Raw genomic sequence first — 21,200 nt, forward strand, 5'->3', positions numbered from 1 at the left:
CCGAACACACCACGCAGAGCCTGCGCGAGCTGGCCGGTGGGCCGATCTCCCGGCTTCCGCAGCTCTTGGAGGCCATGGTGGCGGTCGGCTCCGACCACGATCTGCGCCGCGCGCTGGGCCGTCTCGCCGAGACCGCCGCCTCCCTCACCGGCGCGCGCCACGCCGCCCTCAGCCTCCACCACGAGGACACCGACGGGCTCGGCGGCCCGATCGCCCACGGCGTCTCCCCCGGGGGCGAGCCGCCCGCCGGAGGCTCTCTGGAGGTGCCGGTCCAGGTGAAGGGGGAGCTGTTCGGCACGCTGTCCGTCGCGGGCAAGGGCGACGGCGAGGAGTTCGGCGACGCGGATCTGCATCTGGTGCGGGTGCTGGCCACCGAGGCCGGTATCGCCCTGAGCAACGCCCGGATGCACTCCGCCGCCCGGCAGCGCACACGCTGGATCGACGGCGCGGCATCCGTCACCACGGCGCTGCTGGCCGGACCCGAGACCGGCTCGACGACCACGAACGCCCTCACCGTCGTCGCGGAAAAGGGCCGTGAGCTGGCCGAGGCGGCGACCGGAGCGGTCCTGCTGCCGCACGCCGAGGGCGGTATGGAGGTCGTGGCGATCTCGACCGTGCTGTCCGAGGCCGTACGGACCGAGGCGTACCGCGGCAGGATCCCGCCCCGGAGCCCGGTCGTCCACCAGATACACGCCGGGCTCGCGGTCTTCTCCGACAACTTCGCCGACGACCCCCGCTCGATCTCCCCGATGTCGCGCCACTACGGCCCGGCCATGCTGTTGCCGCTGCGCAGCAACGGGCGGGTACTGGGCGCCCTCGTGCTGTGCCGGATGTCCGGCGACCGCCGCTTCAGCCACACCGAACGGACCCTGGCGAACCAGTTCGCCGCCCAGGCCGCGGTGGCGCTCGTCCTGGCCGACCGGCACCGTGACCGTGAGCGGCTGGCCGTCTTCGAGGACCGCGACCGCATCGCCCGCGATCTGCACGACCTGGTCATCCAGCGGCTGTTCGCCACCGGGATGCTGCTGGAGACCGCCCGGCGCAAGGCCCTGGTGCCCGAGGTGCAAGAGGGGGTCGCCCAGGCGGTCGACGAGCTGGACGCCACGATCCAGGAGATCAGGACGGCGATCATCGCGCTTCAGCAGGGACCGCCGGGGGCGCCGCCCGGGCTGCGCACCCGCGTGCTGCGGGAGGCCGGCGCGGCCACCGCGGCGCTCGGCGCCCGCCCGTCGGTGCAGTTCACCGGCCCGGTCGACGCGCGGGTCGACGACAAGGGCGGCCGGGAGCTGGTGGCCGCACTCGGCGAGGCACTGGCGGCGGTGACCGCCTCGGCGTCGGCACGGCCGCAGCCGACCCGTGTGGAGATCGCCGTGGACACCACCGCCGCGCTCCCCGACGGCCGGCCGGGGATACGGCTGACGGTGTCCTGCCCGGACGGCGCCCACCGGCCCATGACCTGGGAGCGTCCGCTCCAGGGCGGGCCCGAAGCCTGATCCGCCGGACGGCCGCGGCAATACGGCACGATACCCGGACCCGCGTCCGCCCCTGGCCGCTCGTACAACATCCGCCCCCACAGGCCGCGTTGGCTTCCCCGGCCGTCCCGGCGCCCTCGCTACGTCCGCCGTCGCTACGTCCGCCGTCGACGACGGTCGCGGCCGCCGGCGTCGCACCACAGTGGTGGGCCGGCAGTGCCGCGTACGGCCGCGTACACGGCGGGCGTCCCCGGGCCGGGCCCCGAACGCCCCGGAGGGTGATCGCACCGGAATCGCTTGACCTCAACATTGGTTGAGGTCCTAGGTTCCTAGTATGTCGCCGGTCAGCACGGCGATCCGTGATGAACCGGCACTCTGGAGGCCACCATGGACATGGAAGTCACCGCCTGGCATTCGCTGCACAGCACGATGACCGCTCAACAGGGCCGGCGACGCTTCTCCCGCGGCACCCTGCGCCGCATCACCGCGTTCGCCCGCCCGCACCGCCGCCATCTGGTGTGGTTCCTCGTGCTCAGCACGGTGACCGCGATGCTCGCGGTGGCCACCCCGCTGCTCGCGGGCCGGGTGGTGGACGCGATCGTGGGCGGTGGCTCGGAGTCCCTTGTCATCCGGCTGTCCGGACTGATCGCCGTGATCGCGGTCGCGGAGGCGGGTCTGGGGCTGGTGACCCGCTGGCTGTCGGCGAGCATCGGTGAGGGGCTGATCCTGGACCTGCGGACGACCGTGTACGACCACGTCCAGCGGATGCCGATCGCCTTCTTCACCCGCACCCGCACCGGAGCCCTGGTCAGCCGTCTGAACAACGATGTGATCGGCGCCCAGCGGGCATTCAGCGACACGCTGTCCGGGGTCGTCAGCAATATCGTGACGCTGCTGCTCACCCTCGCGGTGATGCTCGGCCTGTCCTGGCAGATCACCGTGATCGCGCTGGTGCTGCTGCCGGTGTTCGTGCTGCCCGCCCGCCGGGTCGGCCGGCGGCTGGCCGATCTGCGCCGTGAGGGCGCCGACCACAACGCGACGATGGGCACGCAGATGACCGAGCGCTTCTCCGCGCCCGGCGCCACCCTCGTCAAGCTGATGGGCCGCCCGGTCCGTGAGTCCGCCGAGTTCGCCACCCGGGCCCGCCGGGTGCGCGACATCGGGGTCCGTTCGGCCATGGTCCAGACGTACTTCGTCACCGCCCTCACCCTGGTCTCCGCCCTGGCGCTGGCCGTGGTCTACGGCCTGGGCGGGTTCTTCGCGCTGCGCGGACAGCTGGAGCCCGGCGCGATCGTCTCGCTGGCCCTGCTGCTCACCCGGCTCTACGCCCCGCTGACCGCGCTGTCCGGCGCACACATCGAGGTGATGAGCGCGCTGGTCAGCTTCGAGCGGGTCTTCGAGGTGCTCGACCTCAAGCCGCTGATCTCCGAGAAGCCCGATGCCCGCGAGGTCCCCGAGGGCCCGGTGTCCGTGGAGTTCGACGCCGTCCGCTTCGGCTACCCGTCGGCCGACAAGGTTTCGCTGGCCTCCCTGGAGGAGGTCGCCACCCTCGACACCCGGGGCGGTGAAGAGGTCCTGCACGGCATCTCCTTCCGCGCCGAACCCGGCCAGATGATCGCCCTGGTCGGCTCGTCGGGCGCCGGCAAGTCGACCGTGGCCCAGCTGCTGCCGCGGCTGTACGACACCGACGCCGGTGCGGTCCGGCTGTCCGGGGTGGATGTCCGCGACCTGACCGCCGCCTCACTGCGCGACGCCCTCGGCATGGTCACCCAGGACGGGCATCTCTTCCATGACTCGATCCGCGAGAACCTGCTGCTGGCCAAGCCGGAGGCGACCGAGGATCAGCTGTGGGACGCGCTGCGCCGGGCCCGCCTGGAGGAGCTGATCGCCGGTCTCCCCGACGGTCTGGACACCGTCGTCGGCGAACGGGGCTACCGCCTCTCGGGCGGCGAACGACAGCGGCTGACGATCGCCCGGCTGCTGCTCGCCCACCCGCGGGTGGTGATCCTGGACGAGGCCACCGCCCATCTGGACAACACCTCCGAGGCGGCGGTGCAGGAGGCGCTCACCGAGGCGCTGGACGGCCGTACCGCCCTGGTCATCGCCCACCGGCTGTCGACCGTACGGGCCGCGGACCTGATCCTGGTCGTCGAGGGCGGACGAATCGCCGAGCGCGGGACGCACGAGACGCTGCTGGCCGCCGACGGGCGCTACGCGGAGCTGTACCGGACACAGTTCACCGACTCGGAGGACCGGCGGGAGGCCGCCGGGGATGCCACGGAGGAAGTCCGGCGCACGGATCCCGGCCCGGATGCCGTGCCGGAGTCGGCGCTGGTGACCTGACGCCGCGCCGGAAGGCCCCTGCCTCTTGGCGGGGGCCTTCCCGATGCCGAAAACTGATGCGATGACGCAGCGCGCGGAACACTCCACGGTCATGGACCGCCTCGCCCTCGACGATCTGATCACCGGGTACGCCATCGCCGTGGACGACGGTGACTGGCCCGGCTATCTGGCCCTGTTCACCCCGGACGGCCGCGCCGACTACCGCTCGGCGGGCGGCATCGAGGGCGGCACCGAGGAGATCGCGGCCTGGCTCGCCGACATGCTGCGGCAGTTCGCCATACGGCAGCATCTGATCGTCAACCGCCGGATCACTCTCGCCCGCCGGGACGGCGCGCCCGGCGACACGGCCACGATCCAGGCCGACTACCTCAACCCGATGCGGCTCGCCGGCCCCGCGACGGATGCCGAGGACGGCCCCACCTCCCCCAACTACACCTGCGCCGGCCGCTACGAGTTCGCCGCCCGGCGCACCGCCGACGGCTGGCGGCTGACCGGGGTCGTCGTCCACGAGAAGTGGCGTCAGGTGCGGTCCGGCGGTGACTGACCGCCCCCGCCGCCCGTCGCCGCCCGGCTCGGCCGTTGCGGCGACACCCCTTTCCTCGATCGGCCCGTCCGCGCACACTGGCCGTCCGACCGGCCGGAAACGGCACCAGGGAGGCCGTATGGACAGCGCGATCGGCCGTCAGGCGCGGTGGCTCGGCTCCCCCTGGACGCGGGGCGCGGCCGCGGCGCTCGCCGGCGCGGTGCCGGCCCTCACCTTTCCCGCGCCGTCCTGGTGGTGGCTGGCATACGTCGCCCTGGTGCCCTGGCTGCTGCTGGTGCGGTCGGCGCCGACGTACCGGCGGGCGGCGCTGGACGGCTGGCTGGGCGGCACCGGCTTCATACTGGCCGTCCACCAGTGGCTGCTGCCGAGCCTGCACGTCTTCATCCTCGTGCTCGCCCTGCTGCTCGGGGCACTGTGGGCGCCCTGGGGCGTGCTGGTGCGGGCGCTGCTGGGCGGCGCGCCCGCCGCGCGACGGCCGGCGCGCGAGGGCTCTCCCCCGGCAGAGCCCGCAGGAGCGTCCGGCGGAGAGCGACGGCGGGTGACGGGCGGGCGGTGTGCCGCCGCGCTGGTGCTGGTGCCGTCGGGCTGGCTGATGGTCGAACTGGTCCGCTCCTGGGAGTACTTGGGCGGCCCGTGGGGGCTGCTCGGCGCCAGCCAGTGGCAGGTGCCGCCCGCGCTGCGGCTGGCGTCGATCGGCGGGGTGTGGCTGGTGAGCCTGCTGATCGTGGCGGTGAACACCGCACTGGCCGAGCTGATCGCCCGCCCGGCGGCCCGGCTGCCCGCCGTCGCCGGGCTGCTGGTGTGCGCGCTGGCGGGCGCCGTGGCCTGGTTCTGGGCACCGGTCCCCCGCCCCGCGGGCACGGTGCGGATCGCGGTCGTCCAGCCGGGCCTGACCGGCACCCCCTCGGCGCGGCTGGCCCGGAGCGAGGCCCTCACCCGGTCGCTGGCGGGCCGCGAGGTGCGCCTGATCGTCTGGGGCGAGAGCAGCCTCTACAAGGATCCGGCGGACCACCCGGCGCTCGCCGCCCGCCTCACCGCCCTCTCCCGGCAGACCGGCGCCGAGCTGCTGATCAACGCCGACTCCGCGCACGCCGAACGGCCGGGCATCTCCAAGAGCGCGGTGCTGATCTCCCCGGACGGACCGACCGGGGACCGCTACGCCAAGATGCGGCTGGTGCCCTTCGGCGAATACATACCGTTCCGGTCCGTGCTGGGCTGGGTGACCCGGGTGGGCAAGGCGGCCACCAGCGACCGGCTGCGCGGCACCGGCCAGGTGGTGATGCCGGTCGCCACCGCGGGCGGACTGCGCGTCGGGCCGCTGGTGTGCTTCGAGAGCGCGTTCCCCGACATGAGCCGCCATCTGGCGCGCGACGGTGCGCGGGTGCTGGTCGCCCAGTCCTCGACCTCGACGTTCCAGGAGAGCTGGGCGCCCGCGCAGCATGCGTCGCTGGGTGCGCTGCGCGCGGCGGAGAACTGGCGGCCGATGGTGCACGCCACGCTCACCGGCATCAGTGCGGTCTACGGGCCACGGGGCGAGCAGATCGGCGAGCGGCTCGGTACCGACCGCAGCGCGGCGGCGGTCTACGACCTGCCGCTGGCCGACGGCACCAGCCCGTACACCCGGTTCGGTGACTGGGCGGTGTACGGGGCGATGGGTGCGCTGGTGCTCGCCGGTGGGTACGCGGGACTGCGGGCGCTCAGCAGGCGGCCTGCCCGAGCGCGTCGGTGACCACACGTTCGCACAGTTCGTGGGTGCGCAGCGCGTCCTGGGCGGATGGCTGCCGGCCGGCCCGTACGTCGTCCAGGAACGCCAGCACGATCTGCTCGATACCGCGCTGCCGGGCGACCGGGACCCAGTCGCCGCGCCGCCGGATGCTCGGCTGCCCCTTGTGGTCGATGACCTCGGCGAGATTGACGACCTGGCGCTTGGTGTCCTGCCCGGAGACGTCGAGAACCTCCTCCACGGAGCCGCTGAGGCGGTTCATGATGCCGAGGGCCGTGAAGCCGTCGCCGGAGAGCTGCAACACCACGTGCTGCATCAGCCCGTCACGGATCCGGGCGCGCACATCGATGTGGTCGACCTCTCCGGGGGCGAGGAACCGCAGGGTGTCCACGACATGGATGAAGTCGTCCAGCACCAGTGTGCGCGGGTCCTCGGGCAGACCGATGCGGTTCTTCTGCATCACGATCAGATCGCGGGCGTGTTCACGGCATTGGGCGTAGGCGGGCGCGAAGCGGCGGTTGAAGCCGACGGTGAGGCCCACGCCCCGCTCCTCGGCGAGCGCGACGATGCGCTGGGACGTCGCGAGTTCGTAGGAGATCGGCTTGTCGACATAGGTCGGGACGCCGGCCTCGATCAGCCGGGTCACGATCTCGGGGTGGGCGGCGGTCGCGGCGTGCACGAAGGCCGCGTCCAGACCGGTGGCGAGCAGCGAGTCCAGGTCCGTGTGGAGCCGGTCCCCGGTCAGCCGGTGGGCGGCGCCGACGCGTTCGAGGGTGGCCGGGGTGCGGGTGTGCAGGTGCAGTTCGAGCCCCGGCTGTGTGCCCAGTACGGGGAGGTACGCCTTCTGGGCGATGTCGCCGAGTCCGATGCAGCCGACCTTCACTCGTGCTCCTTGGGTTGCGCCGCGGCCCTGGTGCCTCACGTGCCGGAAGCATACGTGCCGGCCGGCGGCCGCCAGTCGGCGATCCCGTCCAGGGGCCGCAGCACCAGATCCGGTGCGAGGCGGGCGGTGGTGGCCATCAGCGCGGCGCGCAGCAGGCAGGCCGGGCGGGAGCGCCAGGTAGTGACCCGGCCGATCCGCTCGGCACGGCGTACGACGTCCATGGTGCGCGGCAGCCGCTGCCGGGTGTACGCGGTGAGCGCCGCGGCCAGTTCGGCATCCGGTGCGGCGAGGTGTGCCAGCACGACGGCGTCCTCGATGGCCTGGCAGCCGCCCTGTCCGAGGTTCGGGGTCATCGGGTGGACGGCGTCGCCGAGCAGGGCGACCCGGCCGCGGTGGAAGGCGAGCGGCGGGGCGGCCGCGGTGCAGACGTCGTTGCGGAGCACGGCGGCCGGATCGGCGGCGGCGAGGAGGGCGGGGACGGGGTGGTGCCGGTGGTCTGCCAGGCGGCCATGGCGCGCACGGCATCGCCGGCGTCGAGGGCGTCCAGGGCGCGCTGGGCGTTGGGGGCGAGGGCGATGCCCGCGCCGCTCCGCTGGGCTGCGCCATGAACGGATCGCCGATGCGGCGCTGAACCTGCTCGCCGAGCGCGGGATGCGGGGGCTGACCCACCGGGCGGTGGACGAGGCGGCCGGGCTGCCGCAGGGCTCCACGTCGAATCTCGCCCGCACCCGGGCGGCCCTGCTGGAAGCGGCGGTACGGCGGCTGGCCGAGCGGGAGGCCGCGGTGCTGACACCGGGTGAGCCGTCCCAGGCCACGGCGGAAGGGAAGGGAGCCGGGGCCGCGCCGCAGTCGGAAGACGCGGTGGCGGCGGTCGCCGGGGCGCTGTCCCTGGCGCTGCACCGCTATCTGACCCGGCACCGGCAGCTGCTCATCGCCCGTTACGAACTGGCCCTGGAGGCCACCCGCAGGCCCGAGCTGCGGGCGGTCTGACCGGGCGGGCCGGGACTTCCGGGAGCCGGTGGCGGCGATGCTGACGGCGGCCGGCTCCGCCGATCCCGAGCGGCACGCGCTCAGCATGGTCGCGTGGTGCGACGGGGTGCTGTTCTCCTGCACCGCGGGCCAGTTCCAGGCGGCCGTCCCCACCCGTGACGCGCTGCGCACGTCCTGCACGGAGCTGCTCGACGGGATGCTGCGGCGATGACGCCGGCCCCGCGCCGGCCTACGGGGTATGGCCCGCGAGGCCGTCGAGGCGGAGCTGAAGCCGGTCGATGGCGTCCCGGAGCCCCTGGCGGTATTCACCGTCGGCAAGGGCGTTGACCGAGACCCGGGCGCGCCGCAGCTGGGCGCGCGCATCGGCCGGCCGGTCCAGTGCGGCGTAGTCGGCCGCGATATTGAGGTGCAGCGAGGGGAAGAACGCCCGGAGCGCGACGAGGGGGTGGCGGGGGCCGGGGCCGTCGGCGACTTTCGGCTCCCCCTGGGCGGCGGCATTCCCGGGCCGTTCGGTGACAAAGCCCTCGGCCGCCTCCAGGGCCCTGAGGTCCCAGTCGAGTTCATCCCTGGGATCGTCCTGGGTGTCGGCCATGTAGTGAGCGAGGGTGCAGCGGTGGAAGGCGTCTCCCTGGGGCCCGATCTCATGCCACAGCTCCGAGAGACGGTTACGGGCCTCTTCCCGGTCGCCGGCGCGATGCAACATGATCGCCTGGCCCATCCGGGTCAGCACCCCGTCCTCGGGCGTCGCCTCCCGCCGCTTCTCCACCACCGCGCACTCCGTATTCGCTCACCACGGCCACTGCCGCTCCCTCGACGCTAACCGCCGGAAGGGACCTGCGCGCGGTGTGCGCGACGCACCGGGTGGTGGGGGCCGCCCGCCCCCGGCCGGCCGGGCCCGGGGGCTCAGCCCAGGTCAGGGATGCGCCAGTCGATCGGGGCGTGGCCCTGGGCGGCGACCGCCTCGTTGATCTGGGTGAAGGGGCGGGAGCCGAAGAACTTCTTCGCCGACAGCGGGGAGGGGTGCGCGCCCTGCACCACGGCATGCCGCTCCTCGTCGATCAGCGGCAGCTTCTTCTTGGCGTAATTCCCCCACAGCACGAAGACCGCCGGGTCGGGCCGGGCGGCCACGGCGCGGATCACCGCGTCGGTGACCTTCTCCCATCCCTTGCCCTTGTGCGAATTGGCCTCGGCCTCGCGGACCGTGAGAACGGCGTTCAGCAGCAGCACACCCTGCTGGGCCCAGGGCATCAGATAGCCGTTGTCCGGAATCGGATGGCCCAGCTCCTCCTTCATCTCCTTGTAGATGTTCCGCAGCGACGGCGGCGTCTTGACGCCCGGCTGCACGGAGAAGCACAGCCCGTGGCCCTGGCCCGCGCCGTGGTACGGGTCCTGGCCCAGGATGAGCACCTTCACCTGGTCGTAAGGCGTCGCGTCCAGCGCCGCGAAGACCTGCTCGCGGGGCGGATAGACCGGGCCGTCGGCCCGCTCCTGCTCGACGAAGTCGGTGAGCTCCTTGAAATAGGGCTTCTCCAACTCCTCGCCGAGGACCCCGCGCCAGGACTCGGGCAGCATGTCGGTCACCACGTCAACAACCTCCGGTGTGCGTTGCGTTCTCACTCACAGAACCTACCGGCGGCCACTGACAACGCGGTCCGCGGGCCGCTGCCCCCGGCCGGAACCGGCGCCCTCCCCGCGTCAGGAGGTGTCGATCCGGACGCACGGGATGCACGCGACGGACGCGACGGACGGGATCCGGCCCCGCGAGCATCGTGGCGCTCCGGCGAACGGACCGTCCGTACGGGAGCAGGCACCTGCCCCAGCGTCCCACAGCCGCCCGGCGCCAGGACCGGGGTGCCCCGGCACGTGGCCGGGGAACTGCTCGTCAGTGCCCTGACGCGCGTGGTGCCGGCCCTGATGAGGACCGGCACCACGGACTCTGTCTTGCCGCGCACAGTCTCCCGGCGCGCACACCGGGGCAAGGCCTCGTCAGAGCCCCGCCCGCCCGTCAGACCCCGGCGTTGAGGAACAGGCCGCCGTCGACGACCAGCGTCTGGCCGGTGATCCAGCCCGAGGCGTCGGACAGCAGGAAGGCCGCGGCCCCGCCGATGTCCTCCGGGACGCCGAGCCGCGCCATCGGGTAGCCGGCCGCCGCCTCCTCCTCGCGGTTCTCGTACAGCGCGGCCGCGAACTTGGTCTTGATCACCGCGGGCGCGATCGAGTTGACCCGCACCCCGGGCGCGAACTCGTGGCCGAGCTGGAGCGTCAGATTCACCATCGCGGCCTTGCTCATCCCGTACGCACCGATGAAGGGCGAGGCGTTGAGGCCGGCGATCGAGGCGATGTTGACGATCGCCCCGCCGTTGTCCTTCTGCCATGCGTGCCAGGTGCGCTGGGCGAATCCCAGTGCCGAGACGACATTGGTCTCGAACACCTTGCGCGCGACACCCAGGTCGAGGTCGGCGATGGGGCCGAACACCGGGTTCGTACCGGCATTGTTGACGAGGTAGTCGACGCGGCCGAAGACCTCCATCGCACGCTCGACGGCGACGGCCTGGTGGGCCTCGTCGTGCGCCTTGCCGGCGACGCCGATGACCCGGTCGGCGCCCAGCTTCTCGGCGGCCTCCTTGAGGGCGTCCTCGTTGCGGCCGGTGATGACGACCCGGTCGCCGCGGGCCACCAGGGCCTCGGCGATGCCGTAGCCGATACCGCGGCTGGCACCGGTGACCAGCGCCACCTTGCCGGAGGGCTCCGGGAGCCCGCTGTTCTGCTCGGTCATGTCCCGTACTCCTGAAGTCGGTGGGCGGTCAGTTGAGCGGGCCGCCGGCGACGTACATGACCTGGCCGGAGACGAAGCCGGCCGCCTCGCCGGTGAAGAAGGCGATCGCGTTGGCGATGTCCTCGGGCCGGCCGACGCGCTGGACGGGGATCTGGGTGGCGGCCGCGGCCTGGAACTCCTCGAAGCCCATGCCGACGCGCTCGGCGGTGGAGGCGGTCATGTCGGTGACGATGAAGCCGGGGGCGACCGCGTTGGCGGTGACGCCGAACTTGCCGAGTTCGATGGCGAGGGTCTTGGTGAACCCCTGGAGACCTGCCTTGGCCGCCGAGTAATTGACCTGGCCGCGGTTGCCGAGCGCCGAGCTGGAAGAGAGGTTCACGATCCGGCCGAACTTGGCGTCGACCATGTGCTTCTGGCAGGCGCGGGACATCAGGAACGCACCGCGCAGATGCACGTTCATGACCGTGTCCCAGTCGGTCTCGCTCATCTTGAACAGCAGGTTGTCGCGGAGCACACCGGCGTTGTTGACGAGGACGGTCGGCGCACCGAGCTCGGAGGCGACCCGGGTGACCGCCGCCTCCACCTGCTCGGCGTCCGAGACGTCGCAGCCGACCGCGATGGCCTTGCCGCCGGCCTTGGTGATCTTCTCGACGGTGTCCTTGCAGGCCGCCTCGTCGAGGTCGAGTACGGCGACGGCGCGGCCCTCGGCGGCCAGGCGGACGGCGGCGGCCGCGCCGATACCGCGGGCCGCGCCCGTCACAATGGCGACGCGCTGCTCGGTGGTGGACATGCGGGTTCTCCTCACCCTCGAAACCTCGACAAGCGGTCCGCCGCACCGATCCCGTAGGTGAGCAACCGCTTAGTACCCTGAGCAGGGCTGACGCTAGAAGCCCGGCAACGCGCTGTCAACGCTCCACCACTGCGTCGTTGCCCACCTCACCTGCGGCGCACACCGCAACCTGGTGCGATCGCGCCACATGACAGAGCGCCCGGACCGCCACAAGGCGGAACCGGGCGCTCCGAACAGCACTCCCCCACGGCCTCAGCGCACCAACAACTCCAACAGCCGCTCCACCTCGGCGGCGGGGTCGGCGGTCAGGCCGGTGTGCACCGGTCCCGGCTGGACGATGGTGCTGCGCGGCGCCATCAGCCAGCGGAAACGGCGCCCGGCATCGTCCCCGGCCGCCTGTCCGGCCCGCTCGCCGCCCTGGCAGACACCCTCGACGGCACCGAGCGCGGCCCGCACCCCGGCCACGTCGGTCGTGGGGTCCAGAGCCAGCAGCCGGGCCTCGTCCAGATAGGTCCTGGCCTCGACGAAGCGCCGGGCGTGGCAGTACACGACGACACCGGCATTGATCATCTCGCCGCGCTCGACCCGGGGCACGACCTTCAGCAGCGCGTACTCGAAAACATCTCGCCCGTTGTGCAGACCGGTCACTTCACTGCCCTTCGTGTCAGCCTTGCGGCCAGCCATTCCGGCGCCTGCGAGGGCTTGTCCTTGCTGGGCTCCCCGAGGGTGATCCGATCGCTGATCGTCCGGGCGCGCGCCAGCAGCGTGCTCACATACGCCCGGCGCAGCGCGTCCGGGGAGTCAAAGCCGGGCTCGTCGGCCAGCCATGCGTCCGGGACATCGGCCGCGATCCCGGTCAGCAGCTCTTCGGTGATCAACGGCGCGAACTCCTCGGCCGCCGCCGCGATATCCGGCCCGAAGGTGGCCAGCACATGGTCGGAAGCGTTGTACGGCCGGACCGAAGCCTTCTCCGCGCTCGGCCAGTTGTGGTGCCAGATCATCGCCGCGCCATGGTCGATCAGCCACAGCTCGCCGTGCCAGACCAGCAGGTTGGGATTGCGCCAGGACCGGTCGACGTTGTTGATCAGCGCGTCGAACCACACCACACGGCCCGCCTCGCGGGCACTCACCTCGAACGCGAGCGGATCGAAACCCAGCGATCCGGGGAGGTAGTCCATCCCCAGATTGAGCCCACCGCTGGCCTTCAGCAGCTCCTGGACCTCCTGGTCCGGCTCGCCCAGCCCGATGACGGGATCGAGCTGCATCTGCACCAGCTCCGGCACCCGCAAGCCGAGCCGCCGCCCCAGCTCTCCGCAGATGACCTCGGCAACGAGCGTCTTCCGCCCCTGCCCCGCACCGGTGAATTTCATGATGTAGGTACCGAGGTCGTCCCCCTCGACGATCCCCGGAAGCGAGCCGCCCTCACGAAGGGGCGTGACATAGCGAGTCGCTGTGACTTCTGTCAGCATTTTCCCAGGCTATCTGGCCTAGCGGCCTTGCAACCCACCATTAGATCCGGACTGGTACAAGTGGGAGAATCCGCCGCGATCAGCGCTGGGGAGAATCTGGGGAGTTTCTGCCGGCACGGTGGATCCCCCTTCCTCTCGAGCAGTCCGTCAATGGCGGTGCGCCCCTTGCTTCCGCCTTCCGGCATGAAGTGGGCAAAGTAACCGAGCGTGACAGCCGGCGAGGAGTGCCCGAGCCACCGCGCCACAGTCACCACGGACTCCCCCGCCTCCAGCATCATCGAGGCGTAGGTGTGCCGCAGAACGTGGAATCCGTCCTTCGGCGCCACCTCCCACTGCCACGGCTTCGCACCTTTGGGGCGCGGCGGAATAATGCCGGCCTTGGCCGGCGCGGGCTTCCATGCGCAGGTATTCCACGTGTTCACGGCCACGGCGTTGCCGCATCGCGTAACGAGACAAGGGAGAACCTTCGCGGCCCGTCTCCCCCGGGCTTCCCCCACGGGAGCTCAACATCCACCGGCGGGAATGTCATGCCATGGCGCTTCAGCTCCTGGGCCACCGAGGGGGCATGTCGGCGCTACGCGTTTTCGCCCCCTTGGGCAGGGCGAAGTCCAATTTGCCGCCTGTCGCCTGAACTTGGCGGCGAACGTGCAGCACGCCTCTCACCCAGTCGATGCCTTCCGGGCTCAGCCCGAAGACTTCGCCCTGACGAAGCCCGCGCCCCAGGCCAAGTACGACGGCCACTCGATGCCGAGGGCTGATCGCGTCCCGGACTCGCAGCGCAGTCTCCAGCGACCAGGCCACGCCGCGCTACCGCGATGCCTTGGGCCGCCGCACAGATTTCGCGTGCATCGGATTCCTGGAGAGCCGCTTGTCGTCAACAGCCGCCTCCGGGATGCTGGACAACTCGGACAGGATTCCGCGCAGGCAGCCGACCGAAGAGACCGTGGCCTCCAACTTCACTGTGTACGCCCGCAGTTCTGCCGCCGTGATGCTGAGCCAGGCAGGAGCCATCGGACAAGCGCGTGCAAGGGGGCCGGTCACCACAGTAAGCAGGCTCTCGCCGTCCGGGGCTCTTCTTGCTTCCCTGTGTTACTGGACGCGCCTACGCCACAGCCCTACTTCGCGGTCCCAGTAGACCGTGACCGTCCGGCCCTGGGGGTCCGGGGCCGAAAGGGTGTCCAGGTCAGCCAGTGTCAGCATGTGCAGTGCCTCGTCGGACAATTCACCGCCGCGCAGCTCCAACCGGGTGCCGGTTTGCGGGTCGTGGACGATGTGCAGGGCCGGGCCTTGGCACAGGCTGGCATCGTCGCTGCCCCCGCGGTCGAGGACCCGGTTGATCAATGCGCGTGACTTGGCGTAGGCGTCTCCGGCGGCCTGGCTCGCGACAGCCTGGAGGAATGGCATGACGGCTGCCGTGACCACGGCGGTGGTCACGGCGTCAGGCAGTCCCCCTACACGGGGCTCCAGCTCAGACGGCTCGGGCTCAGGGGCTGTACCGCTCTCCCCCTGGGCTCGGACCACCTCCCGGAGTTTGCGTCGGGCGAAGGAGATTCCGGCGTACGCGTACGGACGGTAGACGGCCTCCGCCTCGGCGTAACACCCCTGCGCCAACAGGCATTCGCCGAGAAACGACCAGGCGGACTTGTCCCCCAGCTCCATGGCGAGGCGATACCACTGCACCGCGGCCGCCGGGTCGCGGTCCTCGGCCCAGAAGGCCAGCTGGCCGGCGGCCCGAGCGCTGCCCTCACGCCAGCCCTGCTACCAGCTGCTCCGCCTCCGCCACTCGCCCTGAGGCCCAGCCACGCATCTCCACGGCCATCGCCACCAGCACGTCGCGATCCTGGCTGACTCGGGCCTCGTGCCGCAGCCAGTGCTCGGCTTCCGCCTCGTAAGCGGAATCGGTGCGAGCAAGGCGGCTCGCCGACCAGGCCAGGGCCCTTACGGCCTCCCCGTGATCGGCCTCGGCCAGCGGCACGAGCCATCGCTTCGCCTCTTCCCGGTTCCCCCGATCGAGCAGCCCCTTGCCGAGCCGGTACCGCGCAAAGACATCTCCGCGCTCCGCCGCCGCCCGCAGCAGATGCCGTTCCTCCGGGCTCAGCTCCGATGCCGGCATGGTCATCCCCCCGTTCCGGCGTTCGCTCCAACACTGCGACGCCAAGCGCCGATTGACTTCGATACCGGCATCAGCGGTGTCTCACGACCACTTGGACCAACCCTAGACGAGTACCTGCATCCCCCGGAGAAGGCCCTGGTCCTGCGCGTGGACGAGAGCGCTGCTCCTCCTTGTGGACAGAACCGGTGCCGGGTGATTTGGCTGCCGAGCTCAAGCGCAGACAGCGACTTGCTCTGCGAGGTAACGACGTGGGAGTCGATTACCGAGTAAGTGCTTGATCTCAAGTGCAGTTGAGGTTGCATGCTGATCCGTATGAATACGACTGTCAGCGATGACCAGGTGCAGCAAGCCGAGGTCGAGGCGATCAAGCAGGTGATCGCCCCCTTGAGCACTCCCAGCAGAATGAGCTCCCCGGCGAGTTCGTCGGCCTGTTCCGGCACGATGCGATCTGGACAACGGGCCACGGCAAGCGCCTCACCGGCCGCGACGAGATATCGGATTTCACACACACGGTGCTCCCTGGTGCGATGAAGGACTCGACGGCGACATACGAGGTGGTGGATGTGCTGTTCATCCGCCCGGATGTGGCTGCCGTCAAGGTGCACGCCCAGTACTTGACGCTCGGTGGTCAGCCCATCGGAAACCCGGGCACTCCGCTCTACGTCATGGCGAAGGAAGACGGGCAATGGCGCCTGGTCGCCTGCCGGAACACGGAGATACTTGGCGCGTGACCTGACAAGGGCCGCACGGGGTTGGTCGAGTTGCGAGGAGACTTGGGGTCCGTGCGGCCGGTACCGTCCCACCGCGGCGCCGGCGGGCGGGAGGCGGTCCGGCGGGCGGCCTCGGCCTCGGTGCACCGGGGCCGGCAGGCGGAATACTCCGAGCACGGCCGAGGCTGACCTGATCATGAGTGAGATTCTTGTAACAGGCGCGACCGGCAATGTCGGCCGGCAAGTTGTGGTTCAGCTCCTGGCCACGGGCACCGCTGCGCGTGCATTGGCGCGTGAGCCCGCAACAGCCGGGCTACCGGATGCAGTCAAGGTCGCAGGCGGGGACCTGTCCGAGCCGGACACCCTGGAGGGGGCACTGAAGGGGACCAGCACAGTGTTCCTGATCTGGCCATTCCTTACGACCAAGGGCGCGCCCGCCGTGCTGGAGGCGATCGCACAACAAGCCCGCCGCGTCGTCTATCTCTCCTCGTCAGGTGTGAACGAGAACGCCGAACGGCAGACCGATCCGATCACCCAGCTCCACGCCGACATGGAGCGCCTGATCGAAGAGTCCGGCCTGGAGTGGACCATCCTGCGGTCGAACACCATCGCCTCCAACGGGCGCGGTTGGGCCCGGCAGATCCGCACCACGTGCACCGTTCGCGGCCCCGACATCGCCGCTACGGCGGTGGTCCACGAGCGCGATATCGCGGCCGTGGCGGTACATGCGCTGACCGAGGACGGGCATGTGGGCGCGAAGCACGTCCTGACCGGTCCGCAGGTACTGAGCAGAGCCGAGCAGGTACATACGATCGGGGAAGCGATCGGCCGCCTGTTGACCTTCGAAAAGGTTCCCGTACAGGTCGCACGCCAGCAGATGCTCGCCGACGGCAAGCCGCCTGCTCTCGTTGAGGCGCTGCTGGCCAGCGCTGAAACGCGGCCCGAATCGAACTTGATCACCTCCACGGTGGAAGAGATCACCGGAGTGCCGGCCCGCACATTCCGCTCATGGGCGGAAGAGCATGCGGACGAATTCCGCTAACTTGATCTTTAACCTGTGCGGCGGGGTCGTCGGCAGTTGACTTCTTCGTTCGCTGTTTCGCCGACTGTGTCCTGCGGGGTGTGTGCCCGGCAGCGAGCTCCACCGCCGTCCGGGAGCGGGCCAGGGGCGGGTGCTCGGCGACTGCGGGCTGCGACGACGACCGTCGGCACGATGGCCAGCGCCAGGGCGCCGCCACCGACGGCAAGCAGAGGATAGCCAGCGGCTGCGACGGCCAGGCCTGAGGCCATACCGCCCGTGGCACCTGCGATGGCAATGGAGACATCGACCAAGCTCTGGGTGCCGGCACGGGTGGCCAAGGGGACGGCACTGGTGCTGATCGCGGTGCCGCTGACGAGACCGAGATTCCAGCCCACCCCCAGCGACGCGAGAGCCACCACAAACACGGCGGGGGAGCCTTCCGGGGCGTTGGCAGCAACGATACGGCGGCCAGTAGGACACGGCGCGGGCGCGGTACTCGGGAGCCGCCAGGTCGGCACCGGCGTAGCGGGCCGGCCGGTTCGTGGCCGTACCGGCACCGTAGACGGACATCGCGACGAACAGCAGCACGGAGCTGCCGGCGACGGCGGCGGCGATGACGCCCGCGCTGCCGATGGCACCAGCCAGATACCCGACAGCGAGACCGGGGCGACGGCCGCGCGCTTGAGAGATACGCCCGACCGCGATGGCCGCCAGCGCGGAACCGGTGGTGGACAGGGCACTGAGCACACCGGCAAGGCCGGTGGAGCCGAGCATGTCCTGCGCGAGCAGGGCACCGACGGTTACGGGAGGCCGCGGGCCGACCGGCCTGCCCGGCTGCGCGGTCAGCCCACGCGGCCGACCTACTCACCAGCCCCGACGCCGAACGTCTCACCGGCTGCGGTTCCGCCCCCTGCAACCGTTACCTGCTGCGCCACGGGCGCCGCCAATGGTGCTCCACCCGCTGCGGCGACCGCGTCCGCGCCGCCCGCGCCTATGCCCGACGCGACCGGCCGAAAGCGGACTGACGAACCCCGCACAGTCCGGCTGGCGGACGGTGGTCAAATGCTGCGGGTGGAGGACCTCAAGACCTCCGAGGGGCCGGATGTACGGGTCTGGCTTTCGGCCCGGGCCGCCGATGCGGCGAAGGCCGGGCTCTGGGGAGTTCGGGCCGCGCCGGGGAGCGCGCGGGGAGAATCGACTGCGTAATGCGACACGAGCCTGAAAGACGCTGAAAGATGCACCTCCGCAGGCCAGAGGCCACTGCTTCACCCCTTCGGGGCGCGGAGTTATCCCCGACAGGCCTTTGTCGCACCGCACTTGAGTCGCGGTTGAGCCGCCTCGACCGCCCCCGTGCCACACTCGGCCCATGCTCCACAGGCGTGCTGATCAATTGCTGATCGAACGGACAAAGCAAATCCGCAGGGGCCTCACGGGAACCCCGCTGATTCCTCTGGCGGACGAGCAGTGCGACATCGTCACCAAGCTGGAATTCTGCAATCCCGCCGGAAGCACCAAAGACCGTTCGGCACTGTGGATTCTGGAACAGGCAATCGGTCGCGGGGAGATAGCGCAGGACACCACGGTGGTCGAGTCGTCGTCCGGCAATTTCGCGCTGGCCCTGGCTTTCTACTGCCGAATGCTCGGCATCTCGTTCGTCCCGGTCATCGATCCGAACTGCAATGAGGCCACCGAGGCCCAACTCCGGCTGCTGTGCGGGCGGGTGGAGAAAGTTTCCATCCGTGATACGGCGGGCAGCTACCTGAAGACCCGGCTGTCCCGGGTGCAGGAACTGCTGGTCGAAATCGACTCGGCCTATTGGCCCAATCAGTACGCCAATCCGGATGCCCGCGACGCGCATTACCGCTTCACCGCGGGCGAGTTGATCGAGCAGGCCGGCCCGCTCGACTATCTCTTCGTCGGCGTGGGCACGGGCGGCACGATCGCCGGGCTCTCCCACCGGATCAAGGAGACGTACCCGGGCTGCGTGGTCGTCGCTGTCGACACCGAAGGCTCGGTGATCTTCGGAGGCCCGCCGAAGAAGCGGCGGATCCCCGGCATCGGCTCCAGCATCGTGCCGCCGCTGTGTGGTCAGGCGCTGATCGACCAGGTCGAGATCGTCTCCGAAGCGCGCGCCGTCGAGGCCTGCGGTGCCCTGTTCGCCACGTACGGCTTGTACGCGGGAGGTTCGACCGGCAGCACCTATGCCGCCGTCCAGGACTACTTCGCTCGTCACCGTCCCGGCGCGCACCGTCCCCGGGTCGCCTTCATCGCCGCCGACCGCGGCCATGCCTACGCCCAGACCGTCTACGACCCCACGTGGGTCCAGCGGCTGCGCGCGGAAGCGGTAGAGCCCGCCGGTGTCGAAGCCCTGGCCGTCAACTGAAGGAGAGCCACTCCGTGTCCACCCTGGCCCCACCGCCCATGACCGTGATCGGCGCGGGCGACGTCGCCGCCGAGACGGACCGTCACCGTCCGGAGCTCATCGAGGTCGTCCGTGCCGCCTACCTCGTGCACGACGCCGGACAGAGCTCGAACCCGCACAGCTCGTTCCTGCGCTTCCCGCACCAGGACCGGTCGCGCATCATCTCCCTGCCTGCCTATCTGGGCGGCGAGTTCGAGGTCGCCGGCAACAAGTGGATCGCCAGTTTTCCGGACAACACGCAGCACGGGATCCCCCGCGCCTCGGCAACGCTGATCCTCAACGACTGCGTCACCGGCTACCCGTTCGCCTGTATGGAGTCCTCGATCGTCTCGGCGACGCGGACCGCGGCCTCCGCGGTGCTCGGCGCGCAGACGCTGCTCGGCGCGCGGCGTGCCCGCCGAGTCGGCATCGTGGGCACGGGTCTGATCGCCCAGCACGTATGGCGGTTCCTGCGTGATCTCGACTGGGAGATCGACGGCTTCCGGCTCTTCGACCTCGACCCGGCGGCGGCGGGCCGCTTCGGCGCCGCCATGGCCGAGCACACCGAGGCCGAGATCGTGGTCGCCGACACGGTGGAGAACGCGTTCACCGACTGTGACCTGGTGGTGCTGACCACCGTGGCCGGCGAACCGCACCTGCACGACCCCCGGCTGCTGGCCCACAACCCGGTGGTCCTGCACCTGTCCCTGCGCGACCTCGCCCCCGAGATGATCCTCGCCGCCCAGAACGTCACCGACGACGTCGACCACGCCGTACGCGAGCACACCTCGCTGCACCTGACCGAACAGCGCACCGGCAACCGGGACTTCGTCGACGGCACCCTCGGCGACCTGCTGCGCGGGCGGCTGCGCCGGGACCACGGACGCCCGGCGATCTTCTCGCCGTTCGGACTCGGCGTACTCGACCTCGCCGTCGGCAAGTGGGTGCACGACCGGGTCGTCGCCGCGGGCCGGGGCCGCCGCGAGAGCGACTTCTTCACCGGCGTGGGGGTCTGACGCATGAGCGCCTCACCCGCCCTGCGCCCCGCCGGGGACCGGTACGTCGTCGTGGTGAACCACGAGGAGCAGTACTCGGTCTGGTTCGCCGACCGTGCCCTGCCCGCCGGCTGGACCGCCACCGGCGCGCAGGGCACTCGCCAGGAGTGCCTGGACCACATCGAGCAGGTGTGGACCGACCTGACCCCGCGCTCCGTGCGAGCGTCACGCAGCCAGGCCGCTGACCTCGCAGCGGCCTGGCTGCGCGGGCTCGGCAGCCGTGAACTCACCGCGCAACGGCGCCTGTTCGTCTTCCCGCACGCCGGAGCCGGCGCCTCCGCCTACCGGCTGGCGGCGTACCTGCCGGACACCGTCGAGGTCTGTACGGTCCAGTTGCCCGGCCGGGAGACCCGGTCCGCCGAACCGCCCCTGACGTCCCTGGACGAGGCCGTGGCCGCGCTCGCGCCGCTCATCGCGGACCACACGGACCTGCCGTACGCCTTCTTCGGGCACAGCATGGGCTCCCTGATCGCCTTCGAGACGGCCCGGCGGCTACGTGCGCTCGGCACGCGCCTACCCGACCGCCTGTTCCTGTCGGGCATGCGCGCCCCCGGCCTGCCGGACCGCGACCCGCGGCACACGCTGCCGGACGACAAGCTGCTCGCCACAGCCGAATTCGTCGGCGTGGATGCCGAGTTGCAGGAGCTGCTGCTGCCGCTGCTGCGCGCGGACCTGACGCTGTGCGAGACGTACACGCACCGGGCCGAGGCCCCCCTGCCCTGTCCCCTGACCATTCTGGCCGGCTCGGACGACGACAGCGTCGACGGGACGGAGCTCGCCGCCTGGCGCGAGCACACCTCGGCCGACTTCGCACTGCACCTGTTCCCGGGTGCCCCCCACCTGTATGTGCGCGGAGGGGAACGACAGCTGGCAGAGACGATCACGCGCACCTTCCCCGCACGGGGCTGAG

Annotated in this window: 19 protein-coding genes and 3 pseudogenes; 11 read left to right on the plus strand and 11 right to left on the minus strand. The window is 71.0% G+C overall.

Annotated features, from left to right (window positions below; genetic code table 11):
* The first annotated feature begins 74 nt into the window (after positions 1 to 74).
* From IF67_RS0108185 to lnt, 4 genes are all read left to right on the plus strand, one after another.
* The gene (locus tag IF67_RS0108185; protein WP_234341018.1) at positions 75 to 1,493 is read left to right on the plus strand and encodes a GAF domain-containing protein; all 1,419 of its coding nucleotides are present in this window, start codon (positions 75 to 77) and stop codon (positions 1,491 to 1,493) included.
* Between the two features lie 366 nt (positions 1,494 to 1,859).
* A complete protein-coding gene (locus IF67_RS0108195; protein WP_030983611.1) occupies positions 1,860 to 3,815 on the plus strand; it encodes an ABC transporter ATP-binding protein in 1,956 nt (651 codons plus the stop codon).
* A gap of 61 nt (positions 3,816 to 3,876) precedes the next feature.
* Positions 3,877 to 4,359: a nuclear transport factor 2 family protein gene (locus IF67_RS0108200; RefSeq protein WP_030983613.1), complete on the plus strand. Its 483-nt coding sequence runs from the start codon at positions 3,877 to 3,879 to the stop codon at positions 4,357 to 4,359.
* Positions 4,360 to 4,477: 118 nt separating this feature from the next.
* A complete protein-coding gene (lnt, locus tag IF67_RS0108205) occupies positions 4,478 to 6,088 on the plus strand; it encodes an apolipoprotein N-acyltransferase (RefSeq protein WP_030983615.1) in 1,611 nt (536 codons plus the stop codon).
* Here the strand turns inward: lnt and IF67_RS0108210 are convergent.
* Both IF67_RS0108210 and IF67_RS45950 read right to left on the minus strand, forming a co-directional pair.
* Positions 6,057 to 6,965: a Gfo/Idh/MocA family protein gene (locus tag IF67_RS0108210; protein ID WP_030983617.1), complete on the minus strand. Its 909-nt coding sequence runs from the start codon at positions 6,963 to 6,965 to the stop codon at positions 6,057 to 6,059. The genes lnt and IF67_RS0108210 overlap by 32 nt on opposite strands.
* Positions 6,966 to 7,000: 35 nt before the next feature.
* Entirely contained in the window at positions 7,001 to 7,693 is a 693-nt protein-coding gene (locus IF67_RS45950) for an FAD-dependent monooxygenase (protein WP_158713055.1), read from the minus strand.
* Here IF67_RS45950 and IF67_RS44710 point away from each other — a divergent pair.
* Positions 7,617 to 8,166 (plus strand): annotated as a pseudogene (locus IF67_RS44710) (TetR/AcrR family transcriptional regulator). The gene IF67_RS45950 and the pseudogene IF67_RS44710 sit on opposite strands and share 77 nt — an antisense overlap.
* 18 nt (positions 8,167 to 8,184) lie before the next feature.
* On the opposite strand, the gene IF67_RS0108225 reads toward IF67_RS44710, so the two are convergent.
* The 8 genes from IF67_RS0108225 to IF67_RS0108260 all read right to left on the minus strand — a co-directional run bounded on the left by IF67_RS0108225 (position 8,185) and on the right by IF67_RS0108260 (position 15,103).
* Complete coding sequence (locus IF67_RS0108225) at positions 8,185 to 8,721, minus strand: hypothetical protein (RefSeq protein WP_030983622.1); 537 nt, start codon at positions 8,719 to 8,721, stop codon at positions 8,185 to 8,187.
* Between the two features lie 137 nt (positions 8,722 to 8,858).
* The gene (locus tag IF67_RS0108230) at positions 8,859 to 9,527 is read right to left on the minus strand and encodes a uracil-DNA glycosylase (protein ID WP_030983623.1); all 669 of its coding nucleotides are present in this window, start codon (positions 9,525 to 9,527) and stop codon (positions 8,859 to 8,861) included.
* A gap of 433 nt (positions 9,528 to 9,960) precedes the next feature.
* Positions 9,961 to 10,731 (minus strand): SDR family oxidoreductase, encoded by a 771-nt coding sequence (locus IF67_RS0108235; protein WP_030983625.1) that lies wholly within the window; start codon positions 10,729 to 10,731, stop codon positions 9,961 to 9,963.
* Between the two features lie 28 nt (positions 10,732 to 10,759).
* On the minus strand, positions 10,760 to 11,521 hold the full coding sequence (fabG, locus tag IF67_RS0108240) for a 3-oxoacyl-ACP reductase FabG (RefSeq protein WP_030983627.1): 762 nt from the start codon (positions 11,519 to 11,521) through the stop codon (positions 10,760 to 10,762).
* Positions 11,522 to 11,773: 252 nt separating this feature from the next.
* Positions 11,774 to 12,169 (minus strand): DUF3037 domain-containing protein, encoded by a 396-nt coding sequence (locus IF67_RS0108245; protein WP_030083387.1) that lies wholly within the window; start codon positions 12,167 to 12,169, stop codon positions 11,774 to 11,776.
* Positions 12,166 to 12,990: a HipA family kinase gene (locus tag IF67_RS0108250; RefSeq protein ID WP_030983629.1), complete on the minus strand. Its 825-nt coding sequence runs from the start codon at positions 12,988 to 12,990 to the stop codon at positions 12,166 to 12,168. The genes IF67_RS0108245 and IF67_RS0108250 overlap by 4 nt, the downstream gene beginning before the upstream one ends.
* 1,089 nt (positions 12,991 to 14,079) lie before the next feature.
* Positions 14,080 to 14,649, minus strand: coding sequence for a hypothetical protein (locus tag IF67_RS44720; protein WP_234341019.1), 570 nt, complete (start codon positions 14,647 to 14,649; stop codon positions 14,080 to 14,082).
* An 85-nt stretch (positions 14,650 to 14,734) separates the two neighbouring features.
* Positions 14,735 to 15,103, minus strand: a complete 369-nt coding sequence (locus tag IF67_RS0108260) for a hypothetical protein (RefSeq protein WP_234341020.1) — start codon at positions 15,101 to 15,103, stop codon at positions 14,735 to 14,737.
* Between the two features lie 446 nt (positions 15,104 to 15,549).
* Between IF67_RS0108260 and IF67_RS38915 the strand changes: the two genes are divergently transcribed.
* Together IF67_RS38915 and IF67_RS0108275 are read left to right on the plus strand one after the other, a co-directional pair.
* Entirely contained in the window at positions 15,550 to 15,834 is a 285-nt protein-coding gene (locus tag IF67_RS38915) for an SgcJ/EcaC family oxidoreductase (RefSeq protein ID WP_324608873.1), read from the plus strand.
* Between the two features lie 175 nt (positions 15,835 to 16,009).
* Positions 16,010 to 16,855 (plus strand): NAD(P)H-binding protein, encoded by an 846-nt coding sequence (locus tag IF67_RS0108275; RefSeq protein WP_030983633.1) that lies wholly within the window; start codon positions 16,010 to 16,012, stop codon positions 16,853 to 16,855.
* 8 nt (positions 16,856 to 16,863) lie between these two features.
* Here IF67_RS0108275 and IF67_RS44725 read toward each other — a convergent pair.
* A pseudogene (locus IF67_RS44725) lies at positions 16,864 to 17,680 on the minus strand (hypothetical protein).
* Here IF67_RS44725 and IF67_RS41235 point away from each other — a divergent pair.
* The 4 genes and pseudogenes from IF67_RS41235 to IF67_RS0108290 form a co-directional block, all read left to right on the plus strand.
* Positions 17,668 to 17,859, plus strand: a pseudogene (locus tag IF67_RS41235) (CGNR zinc finger domain-containing protein); the annotation flags it as partial. The pseudogenes IF67_RS44725 and IF67_RS41235 overlap by 13 nt on opposite strands.
* A 341-nt stretch (positions 17,860 to 18,200) precedes the next feature.
* Complete coding sequence (gene sbnA / locus IF67_RS0108280) at positions 18,201 to 19,217, plus strand: 2,3-diaminopropionate biosynthesis protein SbnA (protein ID WP_078889331.1); 1,017 nt, start codon at positions 18,201 to 18,203, stop codon at positions 19,215 to 19,217.
* 38 nt (positions 19,218 to 19,255) lie between these two features.
* Positions 19,256 to 20,251 (plus strand): 2,3-diaminopropionate biosynthesis protein SbnB, encoded by a 996-nt coding sequence (sbnB, locus tag IF67_RS0108285; RefSeq protein ID WP_030983637.1) that lies wholly within the window; start codon positions 19,256 to 19,258, stop codon positions 20,249 to 20,251.
* 3 nt (positions 20,252 to 20,254) lie between these two features.
* Entirely contained in the window at positions 20,255 to 21,199 is a 945-nt protein-coding gene (locus IF67_RS0108290) for an alpha/beta fold hydrolase (protein ID WP_051817788.1), read from the plus strand.
* The last annotated feature ends 1 nt before the right edge of the window (position 21,200 follow it).

This window comes from Streptomyces sp. NRRL S-1813, assembly GCF_000719605.1.
Classification (GTDB): Bacteria; Actinomycetota; Actinomycetes; order Streptomycetales; family Streptomycetaceae; genus Streptomyces; species Streptomyces decoyicus.